The sequence below is a fragment of the Acrocarpospora sp. B8E8 genome (genome assembly GCF_039871605.1).
GTDB classification, from domain to species: Bacteria; Actinomycetota; Actinomycetes; order Streptosporangiales; family Streptosporangiaceae; genus Acrocarpospora; species Acrocarpospora macrocephala.
In genome coordinates this window covers 42,833-63,825 of sequence record NZ_JBDPLV010000066.1, presented here as the reverse complement: position 1 = coordinate 63,825, position 20,993 = coordinate 42,833, and the positions used below count along the sequence as shown (strand labels likewise).

General features: G+C 72.0%; 17 protein-coding genes. 8 read left to right on the top strand and 9 right to left on the bottom strand.

Translation table 11 applies throughout. The features are described 5' to 3' along the window. Window positions 1-187: 187 nt before the first annotated feature. Entirely contained in the window at window positions 188-2,122 is a 1,935-nt protein-coding gene (locus ABGB08_RS42680; RefSeq protein WP_347602733.1) for an ATP-binding protein, read from the top strand. A 36-nt stretch (window positions 2,123-2,158) separates the two neighbouring features. Here ABGB08_RS42680 and ABGB08_RS42675 read toward each other — a convergent pair whose 3' ends face one another. Together ABGB08_RS42675 and ABGB08_RS42670 are read right to left on the bottom strand one after the other, a co-directional pair. Continuing rightward, complete coding sequence (locus ABGB08_RS42675) at window positions 2,159-2,995, bottom strand: alpha/beta hydrolase (protein WP_347602730.1); 837 nt, start codon at window positions 2,993-2,995, stop codon at window positions 2,159-2,161. Window positions 2,996-3,405: 410 nt separating this feature from the next. Further along, a complete protein-coding gene (locus ABGB08_RS42670) occupies window positions 3,406-4,128 on the bottom strand; it encodes a helix-turn-helix domain-containing protein (RefSeq protein WP_347602727.1) in 723 nt (240 codons plus the stop codon). A 97-nt stretch (window positions 4,129-4,225) separates the two neighbouring features. Here ABGB08_RS42670 and ABGB08_RS42665 point away from each other — a divergent pair, with 97 nt between their 5' ends. Both ABGB08_RS42665 and ABGB08_RS42660 read left to right on the top strand, forming a co-directional pair. Then, on the top strand, window positions 4,226-4,675 hold the full coding sequence (locus tag ABGB08_RS42665) for an alcohol dehydrogenase catalytic domain-containing protein (RefSeq protein WP_347602724.1): 450 nt from the start codon (window positions 4,226-4,228) through the stop codon (window positions 4,673-4,675). Between the two features lie 2 nt (window positions 4,676-4,677). Then, the gene (locus ABGB08_RS42660) at window positions 4,678-5,358 is read left to right on the top strand and encodes an SDR family NAD(P)-dependent oxidoreductase (protein WP_347602721.1); all 681 of its coding nucleotides are present in this window, start codon (window positions 4,678-4,680) and stop codon (window positions 5,356-5,358) included. A 127-nt stretch (window positions 5,359-5,485) separates the two neighbouring features. Here ABGB08_RS42660 and ABGB08_RS42655 read toward each other — a convergent pair whose 3' ends face one another. Further along, complete coding sequence (locus ABGB08_RS42655) at window positions 5,486-6,724, bottom strand: MFS transporter (RefSeq protein WP_347602718.1); 1,239 nt, start codon at window positions 6,722-6,724, stop codon at window positions 5,486-5,488. 126 nt (window positions 6,725-6,850) lie between these two features. Here ABGB08_RS42655 and ABGB08_RS42650 point away from each other — a divergent pair, with 126 nt between their 5' ends. Both ABGB08_RS42650 and ABGB08_RS42645 read left to right on the top strand, forming a co-directional pair. After that, entirely contained in the window at window positions 6,851-7,807 is a 957-nt protein-coding gene (locus ABGB08_RS42650; RefSeq protein WP_347602715.1) for a LysR family transcriptional regulator, read from the top strand. A 16-nt stretch (window positions 7,808-7,823) separates the two neighbouring features. Then, window positions 7,824-8,618 carry an IclR family transcriptional regulator gene (locus ABGB08_RS42645; RefSeq protein ID WP_347602712.1) on the top strand — a complete coding sequence of 265 codons (795 nt, stop codon included), beginning with the start codon at window positions 7,824-7,826 and terminating at the stop codon, window positions 8,616-8,618. A 27-nt stretch (window positions 8,619-8,645) separates the two neighbouring features. On the opposite strand, the gene ABGB08_RS42640 is transcribed toward ABGB08_RS42645, so the two are convergent. The 4 genes from ABGB08_RS42640 to ABGB08_RS42625 form a co-directional block, all read right to left on the bottom strand. Continuing rightward, window positions 8,646-9,371 carry an SDR family oxidoreductase gene (locus ABGB08_RS42640; protein ID WP_347602709.1) on the bottom strand — a complete coding sequence of 242 codons (726 nt, stop codon included), beginning with the start codon at window positions 9,369-9,371 and terminating at the stop codon, window positions 8,646-8,648. A 32-nt stretch (window positions 9,372-9,403) separates the two neighbouring features. Beyond that, window positions 9,404-9,760, bottom strand: coding sequence for a dihydroxy-acid dehydratase (locus ABGB08_RS42635; RefSeq protein ID WP_347602706.1), 357 nt, complete (start codon window positions 9,758-9,760; stop codon window positions 9,404-9,406). Further along, a complete protein-coding gene (locus ABGB08_RS42630) occupies window positions 9,682-9,942 on the bottom strand; it encodes a 3-keto-5-aminohexanoate cleavage protein (RefSeq protein ID WP_347602703.1) in 261 nt (86 codons plus the stop codon). Before ABGB08_RS42630 ends, ABGB08_RS42635 begins: the two co-directional genes overlap by 79 nt. Window positions 9,943-10,040: 98 nt before the next feature. Continuing rightward, entirely contained in the window at window positions 10,041-10,868 is an 828-nt protein-coding gene (locus tag ABGB08_RS42625; protein WP_347602700.1) for an IclR family transcriptional regulator, read from the bottom strand. 134 nt (window positions 10,869-11,002) lie between these two features. Between ABGB08_RS42625 and ABGB08_RS42620 the strand changes: the two genes are divergently transcribed. After that, window positions 11,003-14,473 (top strand): indolepyruvate ferredoxin oxidoreductase family protein, encoded by a 3,471-nt coding sequence (locus ABGB08_RS42620; RefSeq protein WP_347602697.1) that lies wholly within the window; start codon window positions 11,003-11,005, stop codon window positions 14,471-14,473. Window positions 14,474-14,754: 281 nt separating this feature from the next. Here ABGB08_RS42620 and ABGB08_RS42615 read toward each other — a convergent pair whose 3' ends face one another. Next, window positions 14,755-15,690, bottom strand: coding sequence for an ornithine cyclodeaminase family protein (locus ABGB08_RS42615; RefSeq protein WP_347602694.1), 936 nt, complete (start codon window positions 15,688-15,690; stop codon window positions 14,755-14,757). Further along, a complete protein-coding gene (locus tag ABGB08_RS42610) occupies window positions 15,687-17,069 on the bottom strand; it encodes a leucyl aminopeptidase family protein (protein WP_347602691.1) in 1,383 nt (460 codons plus the stop codon). The genes ABGB08_RS42615 and ABGB08_RS42610 overlap by 4 nt, the downstream gene beginning before the upstream one ends. 160 nt (window positions 17,070-17,229) lie before the next feature. Here ABGB08_RS42610 and ABGB08_RS42605 point away from each other — a divergent pair, with 160 nt between their 5' ends. Continuing rightward, entirely contained in the window at window positions 17,230-19,287 is a 2,058-nt protein-coding gene (locus ABGB08_RS42605; protein ID WP_347602688.1) for a hydantoinase/oxoprolinase family protein, read from the top strand. Between the two features lie 13 nt (window positions 19,288-19,300). Then, window positions 19,301-20,977 (top strand): hydantoinase B/oxoprolinase family protein, encoded by a 1,677-nt coding sequence (locus tag ABGB08_RS42600; RefSeq protein WP_347602685.1) that lies wholly within the window; start codon window positions 19,301-19,303, stop codon window positions 20,975-20,977. The last annotated feature ends 16 nt before the right edge of the window (window positions 20,978-20,993 follow it).

Genomic DNA, 20,993 nt, shown 5'->3' with positions numbered 1-20,993 from the left:
TCACCCCAGTTGTGGCGGTGAGCGACGAATTCGAAGTCCCGGCCGAACAGCGGATGGAATCGGTGCGTCACCCGGACCCGGCGGTATCGATCGTCGGGATGGGGTGTAGTCGACGGCGTTGTCCAAGAAACGGAGGGAAGTCTCCGCCGGTTGGAAGGGACATCTGTTTCAGGCAGGATGAGCAGCTATGAGCATCGTGGGCCGTGCCCGGGAACGGGCCAGTCTCGACCGTTTCACCGGGGCTCTGCGCAACGGGCTGAGTGGGGTGGTCGTCCTGCGGGGCGATGCCGGGATCGGCAAGACGGTGCTGCTCGACCACGTCGCCGGCGCCAACGGGCTGCGGGCTGTGCGGGTGGCGGGGGTGCGGGAGGAGGCGGCGTTCGCGTTCGGGGCGCTGCACCGGCTGCTGGTGCCGTTCCTGGCGAGGGCCGACCGGCTGGTGACCGCGCAGCGGCAGGCCCTGCGGGTGGCGTTCGGGCTGGAGGAAGGGCCGCCCGCCGATCGGTTCCTCGTCGGGATGGCCACGCTGACGCTGCTCACCGAGGTCGCCTCGGAGCAGCCGGTGTTGTGCTGTGTCGACGACGCGCAGTGGGTCGACGGGGAGTCGCTCGGGGTGCTCGCGTTCGTTGGCCGCCGGGCCTACGCCGAGGGCATCGGGCTGGTGTTCGCCACCCGTACAGAGCTCGAAGGCCTCTCCGGACTCCCGGTCACCGAGGTCACCGGCCTCGGCGAGGACGACGCGCTGGAACTGCTGTGCCGGGTGGTCGACGGCGACCTCGACACCCAGGTGGCGACCCGGATCGTCACAGCGACCGGCGGCAATCCGCTCGCCCTCACCGACCTGGGCCGGGAGCTGACGACGGGACAGCTCAGCGGCACGTTGTCGCTGCCCGACCCGCTGCCGGTCGGCGGCCGGCTGGAGGAGCACTACCTCCGGCGGGTACGCGAACTGCCGCCCGGCACCCAGACCTGGCTGCTGCTGGCAGCCGCCGAACCGAGCGGCGACCTGGGCTACATCGCCGCCGACGTCGACAAAAGAGCCTGGCATCTCGCCTCGGCCTGCCTCGGGCTGAATGAGGCGGTGGCCGCCGAGCTGGAACGCTCGGCCGACCGCGCGGCCGCCCGGGGCGGCTTCGCGGCGCGGGTGACCTACCTGGTCAGGGCCGCCGAATTGAGCCCCGGCGACGGCGACCGCGACCGGCGGCGGGTCGGCGCCGCCGAAGCGGCGCTGGCCGCGGGCGCCCCGAGGCAGGCGAAGACGCTGCTCGACACCTTCGACATCGCCGGACTCGACGACGTCAGCCGAGGGCGGGCGCTGACGACACTGGCGATGGCCTCCCTCTCTCTCACGGAGCCGGGGGCGTATGGCGCCGCGCCGGCGATGTCGGTGACCGCCGCGCGCGCCTTCGCCGCTGTCGCGCCCGACCTCTCCGATGGCGCGCTGACGAGGGCCGCGGCGTGGGCGATCACGGCCGAGCACATGATGCGGGACACCACACTCACCGAGATCGCCGAGTTCTCCCGGGCGCTCGGATACCACGACCCGGTGATGGACGCCTTCGCCGTGCTGATCCTCGACGGCTACGAGGCGGCCGTGACGCCCATCCGCGAGGCGGTCGCCCACTTCCTGAACCCGGCGACCCCCGACGAGTACGCGCTGGCCAAGTACATGCCGAGCATCACCCTGGCGATGCTGCTCTGGGACGACGAGGAGGAGACCGCGATCATGCGCAGGGCCACCGACGTGGCCCGGCGCACCGGTTCGCTGTTCCACCTGGACGCGATGCTCTACGCCTGGTCGATGCAGGCCGCCATCCTGGGCGATCTGGACCACAGTGGCGCACTCCTGCGCGAGTGCCACCAGATCCGGACCGCCATGGGCACCGCCGAAGCGCAGTCGGAGATCACCCGCATGCCGGAACTGCAGGCCTGGCGCGACGTCCCCTACGCCACGGAGTTCCTGCGCGGCACCAGAGAGTTCTGCACCACGAGCACCACGAGCACCGCGGGTCGGCGCGCAGGGCCTCGACCTCGAACTCGAAGCCGGGGTAGCCCGGGGCCAGCACGCGGAAGCCCTTGGCCTCGTAGTGGGAGATCCAGTGCTCCCAGGACCGGGGCGTGACCCAGAAGCCGTGGATGAGGACGATCGTGTCGGGTGTCATGTCAGTTTGTCTCCGTTGAGGAAGGCGAGCAGGTCGTTGCCGAGCTGCTCGTTGTGGGTGTCGGTGATGCCGTGCGGAGCGCCCGGGTAGACCTTGAGCTCCGCGTCCTTGATCCGGGCGGCAGCTGCCCTGCCACCGATCTCGAAGGGCACGACCTGGTCGTCGTCTCCGTGGATGACCAGGGTCGGTACGTCGATGGCGTCCAGGTCGGCGCGGAAGTCGGTGGCGGAGAAGGCGGCGACGCATTCGTAGGCGGCGCGGTGGTCGGCCTGCATGCCCTGCCGCCAGAAGTTGTCCCGCATGCCCTGCGACGGGTCGGCCCCCGGCCGGTTGCCGCCGAAGAACGGGCCGTCGGCCAGGTCGCGGTAGAGCTGGGCACGGTCGTGCAGCGAACCGGCGCGGATGCCGTCGAACACCTCGATCGGCACGCCACCGGGGTTGTCCTCGGCCTTCAGCATGTACGGCGGCACGGCCGCGACCATCACGATCTGCCGCACGCGGGCGGTGCCGTGCCGACCGACGTATCTGGCCACCTCACCGCCGCCGGTCGAGAAGCCCACCAGGGTGGCGTCTCGCAGGTCGAGGGTGTCGAGGAGGGCGGCCAGGTCGTCGGCGTAGGTGTTCATCTCGTTCCCGAGCCAGGTCGCATCGGACCGGCCGTGACCGCGCCGGTCGTGGGCGATGACCCGGTAGCCGTGGGAGGCCAGGAACAGGGCCTGGGCCTCCCAGCTGTCGGAGTTCAGCGGCCAGCCGTGGGTGAGCACCACCGGGCGGCCCGATCCGTAGTCCTTGTAGAAGATGCGGGTGTGATCGGATGTCGTGATGAACGGCATGCCGCCATGGTGCGGGGAAGACACCCTCACTCGAATCCGGTGAAACGCGTAGTCGTTACCGCTGATTGCCCGACAGAACAGTTGTGCGGCGATCTCGACGTCGGCCGCTCCGCTCCGGCCGGGGCAGTTCAGCGTCGCCGTGCGGCCGGGTCACGTCCCTCCTGCCAGCGGGCCAGCGCCTCCGGGACACGCGGGCATAGCAGCCAGTGAGGTGACCGAAATGTGCCCGGAGTGCCAGCAGGGGTGGAGGTGTTCGCGCCGTCCTCGGCCGCCGCACCCGAATTCTGACTCATCCGTCTAAACCTGCCACCCCGCAGAGCGCCGATGACGAGGCGGGGCCAAGGGCTGACCGGCGCGCGTGCGAACCCCGGGCATGAACACTGGGACACCCACCATGATCCTTGGCAACGTCAACGGCCGTCCGGTCGCTCGACGGCTCCACCAATGTCAGGGGCGGGGCGGGTGAGGCGGACCATGGCTCGATACAGAGCGGCGGGTGCGGGGGCCTGTTCCAGCGGTGGCAGGTCGGCGCCGGGGGTGGCGTAGGCGCGCAACATCTGGCCCATCAGCCGTCGCCAGGTGCCGGGGGCGGCGTCCGCGGTGGCGGCGACGACGCCGGCGTTGGCCATCAGCAGGATGACGAGGTCTTCTGAGGTGAAGTCGTCGCGCAGGTGGCCGCTGGCCTGGGCGCGGGCGATGATTTCAAGGAACGCGTTGTAGGCCTCGGTGCGGCGGGCTTCCAGTGCTTTGGCGGCGGGGAAGGTCATGGTCAGCACGTCGGCGAAGCCGCGGTCGGCGGCCTGCATGGCGCATACGGCCTCGATGTAGCCGGTGAAGCCGCGCCAGGGGTCGGGATCGGCGAGAGCTTCGGCGGCGGCGGCTGCGTAGGCGTCCATACGGTCGGCGAAGACCGCGTTGATGAGTTCTTCGCGGGTGGCGAAACGGCGCGACAAGGTGGCTTTGCCGACGTCGGCCTCGCGGGCGACACACGCCATGGAGACGCCGAGTCCGTGACTGGCGTACAGGCGGCGGGCGGCGGTCAGGATGCGCTCGCGGTTGCGTTCGGCATCGGCGCGCAGCCCCGGTTCGGGCTGCCGGTCGGCGGGCGAGTCGGGCTCTGCGGTGGGTGTCATGACGCCCACTCTACCAAGTGGAACGGGTTACCCACTTTCTTTGCTAGGCTGCATGATGGAAACGGGTAGGCCGTTCCACTTTCGAAAGGTGCAGCTCATGCGTGCCGTAACGCTGAACTCCGTCCCTGCGACCCCCGCCGTGACCGAGATCCCCACCCCCCGCCCCGAGGCGGGAGAGGTGCTGGTGAAGGTGGCCGTTTCCTCGATCAACGGCTTCGACGCCTCCACCGCGGCGGGCTATCTGCAGCAGATGATGGAGCACCGTTTCCCGCTGGTGGTGGGCAAGGACTTCGCCGGCACCGTCGAGGCGCTCGGCGAGGGCACCGAAGGCTTCGCGGTCGGTCAGGCGGTCTTCGGCGTGGTGATGAAGCCCTTCCTGGGCACCGGTTCCCTGGCCCAGTACGTCACCGTGCCCGCCGGCTACGGCATCGCCCCCATCCCCGAGGGCCTGGCCGTTCAGCAGGCGGGCGCGCTTGGCCTGGCCGGCACCGTCCTGGCCGGGCAGGCCGCCTCCGGCGCGCTGCGCGTGCCGGTCACCGCCACCTGATCGTGCCCACCATTGCCATCGTCGGCGCCGGTCCCGGCCTGGGCCTGGCCATCGCCCGTACCTTCGCCGGCCACGGCTTCGACGTCGCCGTCATCGCCCGTACCAAGGAGAAGCTCCAGACGCTGGTCGCCCAGCTCGAAGCAGAGGGCGTCAGGGCCGCCGCGTTCCCGGCGGACGTGCTGGACCGCCCGTCCCTCACCGCCGCCCTCGAAGCGGCAGGGGACCACTTCGGCGGGCTGGACGTGCTGGAGTACTCCCCGGCCCCGCACTCGCCGGTACCCGGCCTCACCATGGCCGGCCCCACCGAGGTCACGGTGGACAACCTGCAGCCGCAGATCGAGTACACCGTCTATGGCGCCCTGGCCGCCGCCCGCGCGGTGCTGCCCGCCATGCGGCAGGCCGGTGCGGGGACGCTGCTGTTCACCACCGGCGGCGGCTCCGTGCACCCCGTGCCCATGCTCGGCAACGTCAACGCCGCCGCCGCGGCGTTGCGTAACTGGGTGCTCAACCTGCACAACGAGCTGGCCGGCAGTGGCGTGTACGCCGCGCACGTAGCGATCAACACCTGGATCGGCGCCGGCGGTCCCGAGGGCATCCCCGCGGCCACTCCCGAGCAGATCGCCCCCCTGTACTGGGGCCTGCACCAGCGCCGCGACCAGCCCGAACTCGTCTTCAACGGCTGACTGCCCGACCGCACCCTGGGCTCCTTACGGCGTAGGCCCGTCGCGCTCATCCCCGAACTGTACGCGGCGGGTGAACCGCTCCGAACAAGGGCGGCGCACCCCGATCGCGGTGACGGTCTTGGCGCCGTCAGGCGCGGCTCGGTGCCGGCTCGGAGAGAAGGGCGGTCGGGCGGCGGGGGAGCAGCAGCGGGGTCGCCAGCAGGAGCGCGCCGGCCAGGCCGATGGCCGTACGCGGGCCGAGCAGGGCGCCCAGCACGCCCCAGGCGGCCGTCAGGAGCGCGGTCGAGGCCTTGGTCGTCACCGCCCAGGCGGACAGCATGCGGGTGACCCGGTCGGTCGCGGTACGCTCGAGGCGGTAGGTGGCGCAGACGGGGTTGAAGACCCCGCAGCAGAAGATGAGCCCAAGCTCGACGCCCATCACCAGCAGCAGCCCTCCGGTGCCCGGCCCCAGGAAGGCCAGGCCGACGGGCCAGAGCGCGCGCAGCGTCCCGGCCACGACCAGGACCTGGTGCTGCCCGAACCACGTGACGAGCGGTCGGGTCAGCCGCGAACCGAGCAGCCCGCCGATCGCGGGCGCGGCGAAGGCGAGGCCGTACTGCCACGGTGCGAACCCGAGTTGGCCGAGCATCAGGACGGCCAGCAGCGGCCCGGTGGCCATCACCAGGCCGTTGAACACGGCGGTGTTGAACAACAGCCGGCGCAGCGTCGCGTCAGCGAGGATGTATCGCCACCCGTCGAGCAGGTCCCCGGCGCGCATGCGCGCGGCCTCCCGGCGCCGGGGCCGCGGCTCGTGCCCGCCCATCGCGCTGATGCCCAAGGCGGAGAGCAGGTAGCTGACCGCGTCGGCCACCACCGTCGCCACCGGACCGAGGAGCCCGGTCGCCGCGCCGCCCAGCGGCGGTCCGATGATCGTGGTCGTCCAGGCCGTGGACTCGAATCGGGCGTTGGCCACCAGCAGGTCCTCGGCCCGCAGCAACGTCTTCAGGTACGCGCCGGAGGCGGCGCGGAAGGTGATGTCGGCCGCCGCGACGACGACCGAGACCAGCAGGAGCTGAAGGAAGGTGAGCACGCCGAGCGCGAACGCGGCGGGGATCGTCAGCAGCGCCGCGAACCGCACCAGGTCCATCGCGATCAGCACCGGCCGCTTGCGGCGGAACTCCACCCACGGGCCGAGCGGCACCGCCACGGCCGCGCCCACCACAGCCCCCACGCAGGAGAGCGCGGCGACCTCGGCCGGTCCGGCCTGCAACACCTGGATGGCGATCAGCGGGAACGCGCCGAAGGCGAGCCACGTACCGAGCGCGCTGGTCCCGTACGCTCCCCAGAGCCACCCGAACCGCCGCCCCAACCGCTGCCCGCTCCGCATGCCCGACGCCCCTCACCCACACAACCGATCCGCGATCGCAAGCATCAAAGCGCGCGCCGTACCAGGGGATCAAACAACTGCAGGGCCGTCAGCTACAACGAACGGTTGTGTCCATAGGGTGTCGGCATGGACCTCAACACCGTCCGGACCTTCGTGGCCGCCGCCGACGCGGGGCAGTTTCAGGAGGCCGCCGCCGAGCTGGCGGTCACCCAGCAGGCTGTCTCCAAGCGCATCGCCGCGCTGGAGCGCAACCTCGGCGTGCGGCTGTTCACCCGCACCGCGCGCGGCACCGAGCTCACCATTGACGGGCAGGCGTTCCTGCCGCACGCGCGCGAGCTGCTGCGCGTCGCCGAGCGCGCGGTCGCGTCCGTGCGCGCCGGCAGCCGTGCGCTGCGCGTCGACGTGCTCGCCTCGCGCAGCGCGGCGTCGGGCCTGATGCGCGGCTTCCACCGCGCGCACCCCGAGATCGAGCTCGACGTGGTGATGCTGTTCGATGTCGAGAGCGCCGTCGCCGCCATCCGGTCCGGTGCGATCGACGCGTCCTTCCGCGCCGTCGCCGTGCCGGGCCGGCCCCTTCCCGAGGGCATCGAGTCCGTCCGGGTGCTCGACGAGGCGCTCCAGCTCCTCACCGGGCCCGCCCATGCGCTGACGGGCGCCCGGTCGGTGACCGTCGCTCAGCTCGCCGGGCACCGGATCTGGATGCCCGGCATCGTCCCCGGTACCGAGTGGGCCGCCTACTACGACGATCTCGTCGCCGAGTTCGGCCTCACCATCGAGGCGACCGGCCCCAACTTCGGCTCCGACGCGCTTCTCGACACCATCGCCGACACCCCGGCCCTGGCCACTTTCATGGGCGCGCAGACCCGCCTGGTCTGGCCCGCCGGCCACGGCCTGCGCCGCATCCCGGTGACCGACCCGACGCCCGTCTACCCGCACTCGCTCCTGTGGCACCGCGACAACCCCCACCCAGCGCTGGCCACCCTCCGCGCCCACCTCGCCGCCACAGGGACTGGCCACGACGCCGCCGGGACCTGGACGCCGAACTGGGCGGCCCGAACCGGCCATAAAGCAGCCTCTCGGTGATGCGTACCATGCAAGGGTGAGTCCCGCTCATCGGAACGATGGTGAGGTCAGCGCTATCGGGCGTGCGGCCGTTCTGCTGAAGGAGTTCCGGAAGGGAGACGGCGCGCTGGGCATCGCGGAGCTGACCCGGCGGACTGGGTTGCCCAAGTCCACGGTGCACCGGACGGTGCATGAGCTGGTGCGGGTGGGCCTGCTGGAGCAGGCGGGCAATGCCTTTCGGGTCGGGCTGTTGCCGTTCGAGCTCGGGCAGACGGCGCCCCGGGCGAATGGCCTGGTGGAGGCGGCGCGGCCGCATATGGTGAACCCGCACGACGCGACCGGGCACAACGTGGCGCTGGCGGTGCTGGAGGAGACCGAGGTCGTCTACGTGGAGATATTCCGGGGAGACCGCGGACGTCGGCTGCCGCAGCGCGTCGGGGGCCGGTGGCCCGCTCATGCCGGTTGCGCGGGCAAGGTCATGCTCGCCCTCTCCCCGGCGGACAAGGTCCGGGGAGTCCTCGGCGGAGTGTTGCCCCGGCTGACCGATCGCACCATCACCGATCCGCCGGCGCTGCTCGCCGAGTTGGCGCAGATCCGCCGTTCCGGGGTGGCGTTCGACCGGCAGGAGTCCATCGCGGGGGTGGTGGGGGCGGCCGCACCGGTGCAGGACGGTGACGGCGCGGTGCTCGGCGCGCTGGCGATCTCGGGTCCGGTCGGCCGGATCAGTCTGGCGCGGGTGGACACGGCGGTGCGTGCGGGCGCCTTGGGGATCTCCCGCGACCTCGCCCGCGGTGCGTCGGTGGTGCGTCCGGTGCTGGGCCTCGGCCGCTGAACGGCCTCGCCGTCAGGTACCCGGGCCTCAGCCCCGGCCGACGAATGGCATAGCCGTCGCGGTGATGGTCAGGAACAGCACGTTCGCGTCCAGGGGAAGATTCGCCATCAGGAGCACCGCGTCCGCGACGTGGGCCGGGTCGAACGTCGGTTCCGGCGCGGGCCCGTGGTCCGGCCGGGCCAGGTCGACGGTCATCTCGGTGGCCGCGTTGCCGATGTCGATCTGTCCGCAGGCGATCCGGTACGGCCGGCCGTCGAGCGCGATCGACTTCGTCAGGCCGGTGAGCGCGTGCTTGGTGGCGGTGTACGCCACGCTGCGGGGGCGAGGGGTGTGCGCGGAGACGGAGCCGTTGTTGATGATGCGCCCGCCCTGGGGTAGCTGCTGTTTCATGATGGCGAACGCGTGCTGGGCGCACAGGAACGCGCCGGTCAGGTTCGTGTCCACGACGCGGCGCCAGTCCGTCGCCGAGATCTCGTCGACGGCGCCGCGCGGACCGAAGGTGCCGGCGTTGTTGAACAGCAGGTCCAGCCGGCCCCAGTGGTCCCGTACCCGATCGAAGAGCGCGGCCACCGAGTCCGGGTCGGCCACGTCCGCGGGCACGACCAGGGCGCCGGGGTGGTCTCCGGCACTCTGCCGGAGCGGTTCCGCCCGCCGGCCGGCGAGCGCCACCAGGTACCCGGCTTCCAGGAGCGCTCTGCTCACCACCCTGCCGATCCCGGAACCCGCACCGGTCACCACCGCGACACCCGTCATCGTCTCCCCTTACCCAAGGTGGTTGTCGCCCGTCACCTGCACCCCGCGTCGGCCGACCAGGAAGTCGAAGTCGGCTCCCCGGTCGGCCTGGAGCTCGTGGTCGACGTACAGTCTCCGATAGCCGCCCCCCTGCGGCGCGGCGGGGGGGGGGGCCGCCACTGCCGGCGGCGACGGGTGAGTTCCGCCGCGGAGATGTCGAGATGCAGCCGGCGGTGCTCGACGTCGAGTTCGATCATGTCGCCGTCCCGGACCAGCGCCAGTGGTCCGCCGGCCGCCGCTTCCGGTGACACGTGCAGGACGACGGTGCCGCTCATCCGGGCGTCGGAGATCCGTACCAGGTCCCGGACGCCGCGGCGGAGCAGGGCGCGCGCCAGGGGAAGGTTGCCCACCTCCGGCATCCCGGGGTACCCGCGCCGGTGGCCGTACGGGCGTGGAAGCGCACCACGGCGGCCCCCGCCTCCCGGGCTGCGGCCGTGTCGTCCGCGATCTCCTCCGGAGTCCACGGGACATGCGGGTTCGGCTCCCGCATGGTGCCTTCGTTCGGGTGCACCCCGATGACCAGCTTCTTCATCACAACCTCCAGGTGCGCGGTTGTCGCATCCTCATCGGCCGGTCACGAAGCGGCAATGGAGCCGTCCCGATCATCGGGACGCCAGGCCGGAATCTTCGTCACGACAGCGGCGGCGCCGGGTTCGTCCGGCCCGGGGCGGTGATGCCCGCGGCGGCGATACCGGCGGTGACCCGCTCCGCCGCCGCGGTGACGGCCGAGATCAGTTCGGCCCGCCTGACGGAGTAGCGGGAGCGGGGAGCGGTGATGGACACGGCCGCCACCGCGTAGCCGTCGGGGCCGGGCACCGGCGCGGCCGCGCAGCACGCCTCCTCCAGCAGTTCCCCTTTGTCCTCGGCGAAACCGGCCCGCCGGATGGACTCCAGCTCCTCCCGGATGAGCGAGACGCTGGTGAGGGTGAACCGCGTGTGCGCGACCGGGGCCACCCCGGCCAGGTACGACTCGACCACCTCGGGCCGGCTGAAGGCCAGGATGGCCTTGCCCGCACCGGTGCAGTACGCCGGCAGCATGACTCCGGGCCGCGCCTCGATCTGGAAGGTGTGCCTGGAGGGGATGCTGTCGAGATACACCATTCCCCCGTCGAGGTAGACGCCGAGGTTGACGGCCTCGTGGACCTGTTCGGCCAGCCCGGTCAGGTGCGGCCGGGCGATCTCCACGAGGCCGATCCGCGATCGCACGCTCTCGGCGAGTGCGACGATCTTGACGGTCAGCCGGTACTTCCGGGTGGCCGGGTCCTGCTCGGCGAACCCCGCGCGGGTGAACGTGGACAGCAGGCGGTCCACCGACGCCTTCGACAGGTTCAGCGCCCTGGCCAGTTCCGACACTCCGGCCTGGGGCACTCGCGCCATGGTCTCCAGCAGGCGAAGCGCGTTGGCCACCGACCCGAGCCCGCGCTCCTCCCGGCTCGTCTCCTCAGATTCGTTCCTCATAGCGGAACATGCTATCGGCGGGCTGCCCGGTCTTGACATTCAGCAGAAAAACCGCAGGATCAGTGCGAGCAATTCGTACCACTATCCGAATCAAGGTTTCCCTATTCGGAACAATCACGCTCGAGAGGGCCGCCATGAACGACACCCTGCGGGACCGATACACCGCGACGGCGGGCACCGTCTACCTGACCGGCACGCAGGCGCTGGTCCGGTTACTGCTGGACCAGCGGCGGCTGGACCGTGCCCGTGGGCTGGGCACGGCGGGGTTCGTGTCCGGTTACGAGGGGTCGCCGCTGGCGGGTTACGACATCGAGCTGGCGCGGCAGTCCGCCCTGCTCGCCGAACACGACCTGGTCCACCGCCCCGGCCTCAACGAGGAGCTCGCGGCGACGGCCGTACAGGGCAGCCAGCTCGCCGCGACCCGGCCCGACGCGCGCCACGCGGGCGTCTTCGGCGTCTGGTACGGCAAGGCGCCCGGCCTCGACCGCGCCACCGACGCCCTGCGGCACGCCAACCTGATGGGCACCCATCCGATGGGCGGGGCCCTGGCCCTGGTAGGCGACGACCCGGTGGCGAAGTCCTCGACGGTGCCCAGCGCGTCCGAGCACGCGCTGGCCGACCTCGGCATGCCCACGCTCTACCCGAGCGATTCGCAGGACATCCTGGACCTCGGGCTGCACGCGGTGCAGATGTCGCGGGCCAGCGGCCTGTGGACGGCCATGAAGCTGGTCACCAACATCGCCGACGGCGGTTCCACGGTGCGGGTCGGCCTCGACCGGATCCGGCCGGTCCGGCCCGAGGTGAGCCACGACGGCCGTCCGTACCGGCATGAGGTCACCGCGAAGCTGGTCGGCGGCGTGCCCGTGACCGCTGAGGCGACGGCCTTCGGCGTCCGGCTGCGCGTCGCCGGCGAGTACGCCGCCCGCAACGGGCTCAACGTGCTGCGTTCGGCCGGGCCCGCCGACCGGTTCGGCATCGTGGCCGCGGGCAAGGCGTACCTCGATGTGTGCCAGGCGCTGCGCCGCCTTGGACTGGACGACGAGGCGCTGGCCCGCCACGGCATCCGGGTGCTCAAGCTCGGCCTGATCTACCCGCTGGAACCCGTGATCACGGCGGAGTTCGCCGGCGGCCTCGACGAGATCCTCGTCGTGGAGGAGAAGCGCCCCTTCCTGGAAACCGCCCTCAAGGAGCGGCTCTACGGGACCGCGGCGCCCAGGATCGTCGGCAAGCACGACCCGAGCGGCGCCCCGTTGCTGCGACAGGACGCCGAACTGGACGTCGAGGCGGTCACCGCGGCCCTCGCCGCGCGGCTGTCCGACGTGCTGGACCTGCCCCAGGCGCGGGCCTGGCTCGCGGAGCGCGCGCCCCGGCAGCGGGTCACCGTGGGCAGGCCGTTGCCGCTGGTCTCGCGCACTCCCTACTTCTGCTCGGGCTGCCCGCACAACCGGTCCACCCGGGTTCCCCCGGGAACTCTGGTCGGTGGCGGCATCGGCTGCCACGCGATGGTGCTGCTGATGGAGCCGGAACAGGTCGGCGACGTGCTCGGGGTGACGCAGATGGGCGGCGAGGGGGCGCAGTGGCTCGGCATGGCGCCGTTCGTGGACACCGGTCACCTGGTGCAGAACCTCGGCGACGGCACCTTCCACCATTCCGGCAGCCTGGCGGTCCGGGCGGCCGTCGCGGCGGAGGCCAACATCACGTTCAAGCTGCTGTACAACTCGGCCGTCGCCATGACCGGGGGCCAGCGGGCGGTGGGCATGCGCAGCGTGCCGGAGTTGACCGAACTGCTGGCCGCCGAAGGGGCGCGCCGGATCATCGTGACCACCGAGGACCTCCGCCGGTACCGGCGGGTGCGGCTGGCCCGCGGCGCCGCGGTCTGGCACCGGGACCGGCTGGAGGAGGCTCAGCGCACGCTCGCGGCCGTGCCCGGGGTGACCGTCCTCATCCACGACCAGCAGTGCGCGGCCGAACGACGCCGTGACCGCAACCGCGCCGGGGCCGCCGCGCCGCAGACCCGGATCGTCATCAACGAACGGGTGTGCGAGGGTTGCGGCGACTGCGGAGCCAAGTCGAACTGCCTGTCGGTGCAGCCGGTGCAGACCGAGTACGGCCGCAAGACGCGGATCCACCAGTCGTCGTGTAACACCGACTATTCCTGCCTGGACGGCGACTGCCCGTCGTTCGTGACGGTTCGTCCCGGCAGACGGCCGGCCCGCAGCGGCCCCGGCCGGGACCGGCCGCTCGAAGAGCCGGCGCCGAGTGTGGACGGGACCGATTTCACGATCCGGATCACCGGCGTCGGCGGCACCGGCGTGGTGACGGTCGCGCAGATCGTGGCGGCGGCGGCCCAGCTGGACGGCCGGTACGTCAGCACCCTCGACCAGACCGGCCTGTCGCAGAAGGGCGGCGCCGTCGTCTCCGATCTGAAGATCTCCCGGACCCCGGTCGACAGGGCCAACAAGGCCGCCGAAGGCGAGTGCGATCTCTATCTGGGGTGCGATCTCCTGGTCGCGGCGGACGAGCGGAACCTCGCGACCGCCCACCCTGGGCGCACCGTCGCCGTGGTGTCCACCGCCCAGGTGCCCACCGGGCGGATGGTCGTGGATCCCGGCATGGCGTTTCCCGACATATCCGAACTGACCGCGCGGGTCGCGACCGCTGCCCGCCCTCAGCCGAGCGTCTTCCTCGACGCCCGAGCGCTCACCGTCGCGGAATTCAGCGACGACCAGTGCGCCAACGTGGTGCTCCTCGGCGCCGCCTACCAGGCGGGCGCGCTCCCGCTGCCGGTGACCGCGCTCCAGGAGGCGATCAAGCTGAACGGCGCCGCGGTGGAGCGCAACCTCCGGGCCTTCGAACTGGGCCGCCGGACCGCCGGGGAAGGCGTGCCCGCCGTACCGGAGGAGCGGCAGGGAACCGGCGCGGAACGCGCCCTGCTCGCCCGGATCGCTCCCGGCGTGCACGCCACGGCAGCAGAAGATCTCGCGGCCCTGGTCGCCGGCCGGGCCGCCGATCTCATCGCCTACCAGGACGTTCGATATGCCGAGGACTACCTGGCCGAGGTGGAGCGGACGTGGCGGGCCGAGTCGGAGCGGGCGCCGGGAGCGCGGGCGCTCACCGAGGCGGTGGCCCGCCAGTTGTACAAGCTCATGGCGTACAAGGACGAATACGAGGTCGCGCGGCTGTGCCTGGATCCGGAGTTCGCCGCGCGCGTCACCGCGGAGTTCGGTCCCGGCGCCCGCTTCGCCTGGCGGCTGCACCCGCCGGTGCTGCGGGCCATGGGGCTGGATCGCAAGATCTCCCTGGGACCGTGGGCCCGGCCGGCGCTTGCCCTGCTGCGCGCGGCCCGGCGGCTGCGCGGCACCCGGCTGGACCTGTTCGGGCTCGCCAGAGTACGGCGCGTGGAACGCGAGCTGATCGCCGAGTACCGCGCCGTCCTCGGCGAACTGCGGCGGACCCTCGACCAGGACGGCCATGACCTGGCCGTCCGGATCGCGGAACTGCCCGACATGATCAGGGGATACGAGCAGATCAAGCTCGACAACGTCGAACGCTACCGGCGGCGGCTCGCGGAACTGCGCGACGAGCCGGCCCCGGCGGCGGGCTGAAGAACGAAAACAAACTCCAAGGAGCAGATGATGATACGTGCGGTGGTCTCCGACCCGGCCATCCCCACGACGAGCTGACGAAGCTGGCCGCGGCGGGACTGATCCGGCCGCTGGTCGGCGAGCGGCTCAGCTTCGAGTCGGTCGCCGCCGGCCTGCAGCGGCTGGCGGACGGCCAGACGATCGGCCGCGTCGTCTACGTGGCTCCTTGAGCACCTTCTGGAGGCCCAGACATGGACGAAACCAACAGAACTGGTCGACCTTCCCTCCGGCTGATGGGCAGGTCAGGGGCTCGCGAGTACCTTGGCGGCGATCTCGGCGGCGACGACGAGGTCCTCCACGGCGAGGCCCACCGACTTGAAGAGCGTGGGGCCGTGCGGGCGGCTCCACGGTTCGGTGACGATGTGGTGGAGGTCGACCTGGAAGACGGACTCGTCCGCAGCGCCGGATCGCACCGCCAGGATCAGGTCACCGGCCTCCCGGCGGGCCGCGCCCGCGTGTTCGGTCACCACGAAGGCCCGCCGTACGGTCTCGTCGTCGACCTCGCGGACCTCCGGGCGGTGGCTGCCGATGGCGTTGACGTGTGCCGTGTCGGACAGGAGGCGGCCGTCGAACACGGGGGAGGACGAATCCGTGCAGGTGCAGACGATGTCGGCCGCCGCCACGTCGGCCGGGGTGCCGGCGATGACCGGCAGCCCGTGCGCCACGGCGAGTTCGGCGGCCAGTCTCCCGGCTCGGTCGGGGTCTCGGGACACGATGCGCACCTCGGCCAGTTGCCGGACGCCGAGCATGGCCCGCACGTGCGCCCGGGCCTGCGGTCCTGTCCCGAAGACCACCAGGGTCCTGGCGTCGGTGCGGGCCAGGTAGCGGGTGGCGAGCGCGCTGACCGCGGCGGTGCGCAGCGTGGTCAGTCCGGCCGCGTCCAGAACCAGCCGGGGGACGAGGGTCGCGGCCTCGAACAGCACGTACACGCCGTTGATCCGGCCCAGCCCGCGGGCGAGGTTGCCGGGGGCGACGGTGACCAGCTTGGTGCCCGCCCACTCGCCGTGCTCGCTGGGCATCACCAGCAACTCGCCCCGGCTCCACGGTACGGCCGTGCGGAGCGGGTCCGACCGGCCCGCCTCGGCGCGGAAGGCCTGCTCGAGCGCCATCACCGCGTGCTCCATCGGCAGCACCCGCCGGATCTGCTCACCCGTCACGTACGGCGGCGGCGCCGTCACGCGAACTCCTGTACGGCCAGGGACTCCAGCAGCCGGGTGAGGGTGAGCACCCCGAAACCGGTCGCGCCGTGGCCGGAGGCGGGACCGCGCCAGGCCGGTCCCGTGATGTCCAGATGGGCGAACGGGATCTCCTCCGGGACGAACTCGCCGAGCAGCAGGGCAGCCGTGATGGCGCGTCCCGTATCGGTTTCGGGGAAGTTCCGTACGTCCGCGTAGCCGGATGTGATCTGGTGCCGGTAGCGCCGCGCCCAGGGCAGCGCCCACAGCGGCTCGCCGGCCAGGGCGCCCGCTCCGAGCACCCGCCGGGTGAGCTCGCGGTCGCGGCCGAGCACCCCGCCGATGTCGGGTCCGAGCGCCGCCACCACCTGGTAGGTCAGCGTGGCGATGTCCACGATGGCGTCCGGGCGCTCCTTCGCGGCCAGGGCGAGCGCGTCGGCCAGCACCACCCGGCCCTCGAAGTCGGTGTCGAGCACCTGGATCCGCCTCCCGTCACAGGCGCGCAGCACGTCGCCAGGGCGGACGCCGTTCGGGCCGATCATGTTCTCCGCGAGCGGGAGCAGGCCACGGACCGCGACCGGGAGCCCGCGCCTGGCCAGCACCGACATCACGGCGAGCACGACCGCCGCGCCCGCCATGTCGGACCGCATGCTCATCATCGCCGCCGGCGACTTGAGTGACAGGCCGCCGGAGTCGAAGGTGATGCCCTTGCCCACCAGCGCGATGCTGCGCCGAGCGTCCGGGGGCTCATAGCGGAGATCCACCAGGCGCGGCGGGTGCGGCGATCCCGCGCCCATGCCGAGCAATGCGCCCATGCCGAGTTCGCGCAGGTCCCGCTCGCCCAGGACGTGGGCGGCCAGCCCGTTTTCGGTGGCGATGCCCCGCGCCTCGGCGGCGAGGTCCGCGGGCACGAGTTCGCTCGGCGGGCGGTTGGTCAGGTCCCGTGCCAGCAGTACGGCCTCCGCGTCGAGCAGTCCCGCCGTGACGGGATCGCCCTCGGGCCGGGCCAGCCCGGTGAGCGTCACGCCGATCGGGCGCCCGGCCGCGAGCGCCAGACCGGCGACGACCGCGCGGACGGCCTCGCGGGCGCCGAGCCGGGCGGCGGCGCGACCGGCCAGATCGACCCGTACCGCGTCGCCGGACAGCAGGCCGGCCGAAGCCGCCGCGGCCGTGCGCAGCCGTTCGGCGTCGCAGCCGTCCCGCGGCCCGAGCCCGGCCAGCAGCACCGGGCCGCCGTCGTGGACCGTCGCGGTGGACCCGGGCTCGGCCGTGAACCCCGTCCACGCCAGCAGACCCGCCGCGCGCAGGCTCTCCACCTCTTCGGTGAACACCCCGCGCACCTCTGGCACGTCCGCCCGGCCGGGCCCGATCACGACGTCCATCGCCCACCTCCCCGTGTTACGGGCCAGTCTCCCGCCGTACGCCCAGGCTCCGCAGGGCGTCCAGCACGGTGACCTGCCGACCTGGTGGACGCTGTGCACATCGCGGGCGGCTTCGCCGGAGCTACGGTCACCGCTACACCTTGCAGAGAGGAGCTCGTTGATGAGCCGAATCCGGGTCTCCATGGACATCGGCGGCACATTCACCGACGTCATCGGCTACGACGAAGCCACCGGCCGGTACGAGGTCGGCAAGTCGTCCACGACGCCGGAGGACCTGACCAAGGGTGTGCTGACCGCGCTCGCGTCCCTGGTGGACTCCCCAGGCGACATCTCCTTCACGGTGCACGGCACCACGCAGGGGCTCAACGCCTTCCTGGAGCGGCGCGGCGTGAAGGTGCTGCTGCTGTCCTCCGCGGGTTCCGGGGACACCTACCACATCGCCCGAGGTCCCCGCACCCGCCTGTACGACCTGCACTTCCGCAAGCCGGAACCGCTGGTCCCGCTGCGCGACATCGTCGAGGTCGGTGGCCGGTTCGACGCCGCGGGGGCCGAGCTCGCGCCGCTGGACGAGCAGGCCGTGCGGCAGGCCGCCCAGCGCTACCGCGACGGCGGGTTCGGCGCGATCGCCGTCGCCTATCTCTTCAGCTACCTCGACCCGGCCCACGAGCTGCGCACCCGCGAGATCCTGTTCGAGGAGCTCGGCGAGACTCTCACGATCTCGCTGTCGCACGAGGCCGCCAAGGAGTGGCGGGAGTACGAGCGCACCTCGTCGGCGGTCGTCGAGGCGTACACCGGGCCGGTGGTGCGGCGCTACCTGGAGCGGCTGGAGACGAACCTGACGGAGCGGGGCCTCGCCGTGCCGTTGCACGTCATGCAGTCGTCCGGGGGCATCCTCACCGCCGAGTCGGCCCGCCGCCGTCCCCTGCAGACCCTGCTGTCCGGCCCGGTCGGCGGCACCATGGGCGGGGTCGAGCTGGCCCGCGCGATCGGCCGGCCGAACCTCATCTGCGTGGACATGGGCGGCACGTCCTTCGACGTGTCGCTGGTCATCGACGGGCAGCCGGACATCTCACCGGAGGCCAAGATCGAGGGCCTGCCGATGCTGATGAGCGTCGTGAACATCCACACGATCGGCGCCGGCGGCGGTTCGGTCGCGTGGCTGGAGGCGGGCGGCCTGCGGGTCGGCCCCCGGTCCGCGGGCGCGAACCCGGGCCCCGCCTGTTACCGCCGCGGCGGCACCGAGCCGACGGTGACGGACGCCAACCTCGTGCTGGGCCGCATCGACCCGGAGTGGTTCGCCGGTGGCTCGCTCACGCTGGACACCGGCGCGGCGAGGACCGCGCTCGAAGGCCTGGCCGAGGGGCTCGGCCTGGACACCGTGGCGATGGCCGAAGGCGTCTGCGATGTGGCGAACGCGAAGATGGCCCAGGCCATCAGGACCATCACCGTCTCGCGGGGCATCGAGCCGCGCGAGTTCACCCTGGTCGCGTTCGGCGGGGCCGGTCCGATGCACGCGGTCTTCCTCGCCCAGGAACTCGGCATCTCCGAGATCGTGGTGCCGCGCTTCCCCGGCGCGTTCTCCGCGTGGGGCATGCTGCAGACCGACATCCGCAAGGACTTCTCCGACACCTACTTCTCCCTCGACGCCGACCTGGACACCGCCGACATGGCCGCCAGGCTCGCGGCGATGGCGGACGCCGCCCGGACCTCGCTGGCCGACGAGGGTGTCCCCGCGGAGAACCGCCGGGTGGAGCACGCGGTCGACATCCGTTACGCCGCCCAGGAGTACACCCTGACGGTGCCGCTCCTCGACGCGGGCGAGCCGGCCAGGGACGACTTCGTGGAGATCATCGCCAAGCGGTTCGGGCAGCAGCACGAGTCGCGGTACGGCCACGCGAACCTCGGCGCGCCGATCGAGTTCGTCACGCTGCGCGCCACCGCGTTCGGCGACCTCGGCCGAGGCGCCGCCGAGCGGGTCGAGCGTGCCGTCGGGACGGAGTTCCCGCACGAGGTGCGCGAGGTCGTGTTCGACGGCGTGCGCCGCCCGACGCCGCTGGTCCGTCGCGAGGAGCTCGCGGCCGGGCATGCCTTGGAAGGCCCGGCGATCATCGTGGAGAGCACCGCCACCACCGTGGTCCCGCCCGGCTTCTCGGTGTCGGTGGACCCCATCGGCTCCCTCGTGGTTCGCGCCGTACCGGCCGCGGGCAAGACGCTTTAGGACAGGAGCAGTCGTGACCGAAGCCAGGACCGTCGACCCGGTCATCGTGGAGATCATCCGCAACGCGCTCTCCGCGGCCGCCGACGACATGAACGCCACCCTGATCAGATCGGCCTACACCCCGATCATCTACGAGTGCGGCGACTGCGTCGTCGCGCTCCTGGACGACCGGCATCAGGTGCTGGGCCAGTCCGCGGGTCTGCCGATCTTCCTGGGCAACCTGGAGACCTGCACGAAGGCCACCGAAGAGCAGTTCGGCCGCGAGGCGTGGCAGCCGGGCGACGTCTGGATACTCAACGACAGCTATCTCGGCGGCACCCACCTCAACGACGTCACCATCTTCGGGCCGGTCTTCGTCGACGCGGAGCTGGTCGGCTTCACCGCCACGCGGGCGCACTGGATCGACGTGGGCTCCAAGGACCCCGGCGGGTCCATGGACTCGGTGAACATCTACCAGGAGGGCCTCCGGCTGGGTCCGCAGAAGCTGGTCGAGGGGGGCCGCGACGTCCCCGGGGTGATGAGCACGATCGCCACGAATGTGCGCTTTCCCTACCAGACCAGTGGCGACATGCACGCGATGATCGCCACCATCAAGATGGGGCAGGCGCGGCTGGAGGAGCTCGTCCGGCGCTTCGGCCTCGACACGCTGCGGGCCGCCCGTGACGAGATCTTCGCCCAGACCGAGGCGCTGGAGCGGGAGGTCATCGCCGCCATCCCGGACGGGGTGTACGCCGCGGAGGGCTTCCTCGACAACGACGGGATCGACCTGGACACCCCCATCCCGGTCAGGCTCACCATCACGGTCAGCGGTTCGGACATCGACTTCGACGTCACGAAGTCGGCCGACCAGGCGACCGGGCCGATCAACTGCGGCACCTCCCAGACGGTGTCGGCGTGCCGGGTCGGCTACAAGTTGCTCGTCAGCCCGGACGTGCCCGGCAACGGGGGCTCGTTCCGCCCGATGACGGTCCAGGTGCGCGAGGGGTCGGTGTTCGGCGCGGTGGCCCCGGCCGCCTGCCAGTGGTACTTCTCCCACCTCGGGCTGCTCATCGACATGGTGGCCAGGGCGCTCGCCCCGGCGATGCCGGACAAGGTGGCCGGCGCGAGCCACGGCGACTCCATGATCGTGCTGCTGGCCGGAACCGACCCGCGGACCAGGCGCGACTACGTCAGCCTGGAGGCCACCCTCGGCGGCTGGGGCGCCTGGGACGGATCGGACGGCGAGACCGCTCTGATCAACAACGTGAACGGCTCGCTCAAGGACATCCCGATCGAGGTGTTCGAGACCCGCTACCCGTTCCGGATCAGCCGGTACGAGATCCGGCCCGACTCCGGCGGCGCCGGCCGCTTCCGCGGCGGGAACGGCGTGCTCCGCGAGTACACGGCGCTGCACGACTGCACGGTGTCGCTCTGGTTCGAGCGGTCGTTCACCCCCGCGTGGGGCCTGTTCGGCGGGCACGACGCGATCCCACCGGAGATCGTCCTCAACCCGGGCCGTCCCGGCGAGCGGCGCATCCTCAAGTGCAACGGCCTGCGCCTGGCCGCCGGTGATGTGATCCGCTGCATGACCGGTGGCGGCGGTGGCTTCGGCGACCCGGCCGAGCGCGACCCCGGCGCGGTCCGGGTGGACGTGCTCGACGGCCACGTCTCCGCCGCCCGCGCGGCCGAGCTCTACCCGGCACCCGCCTGAGCCATCACCCACCCGG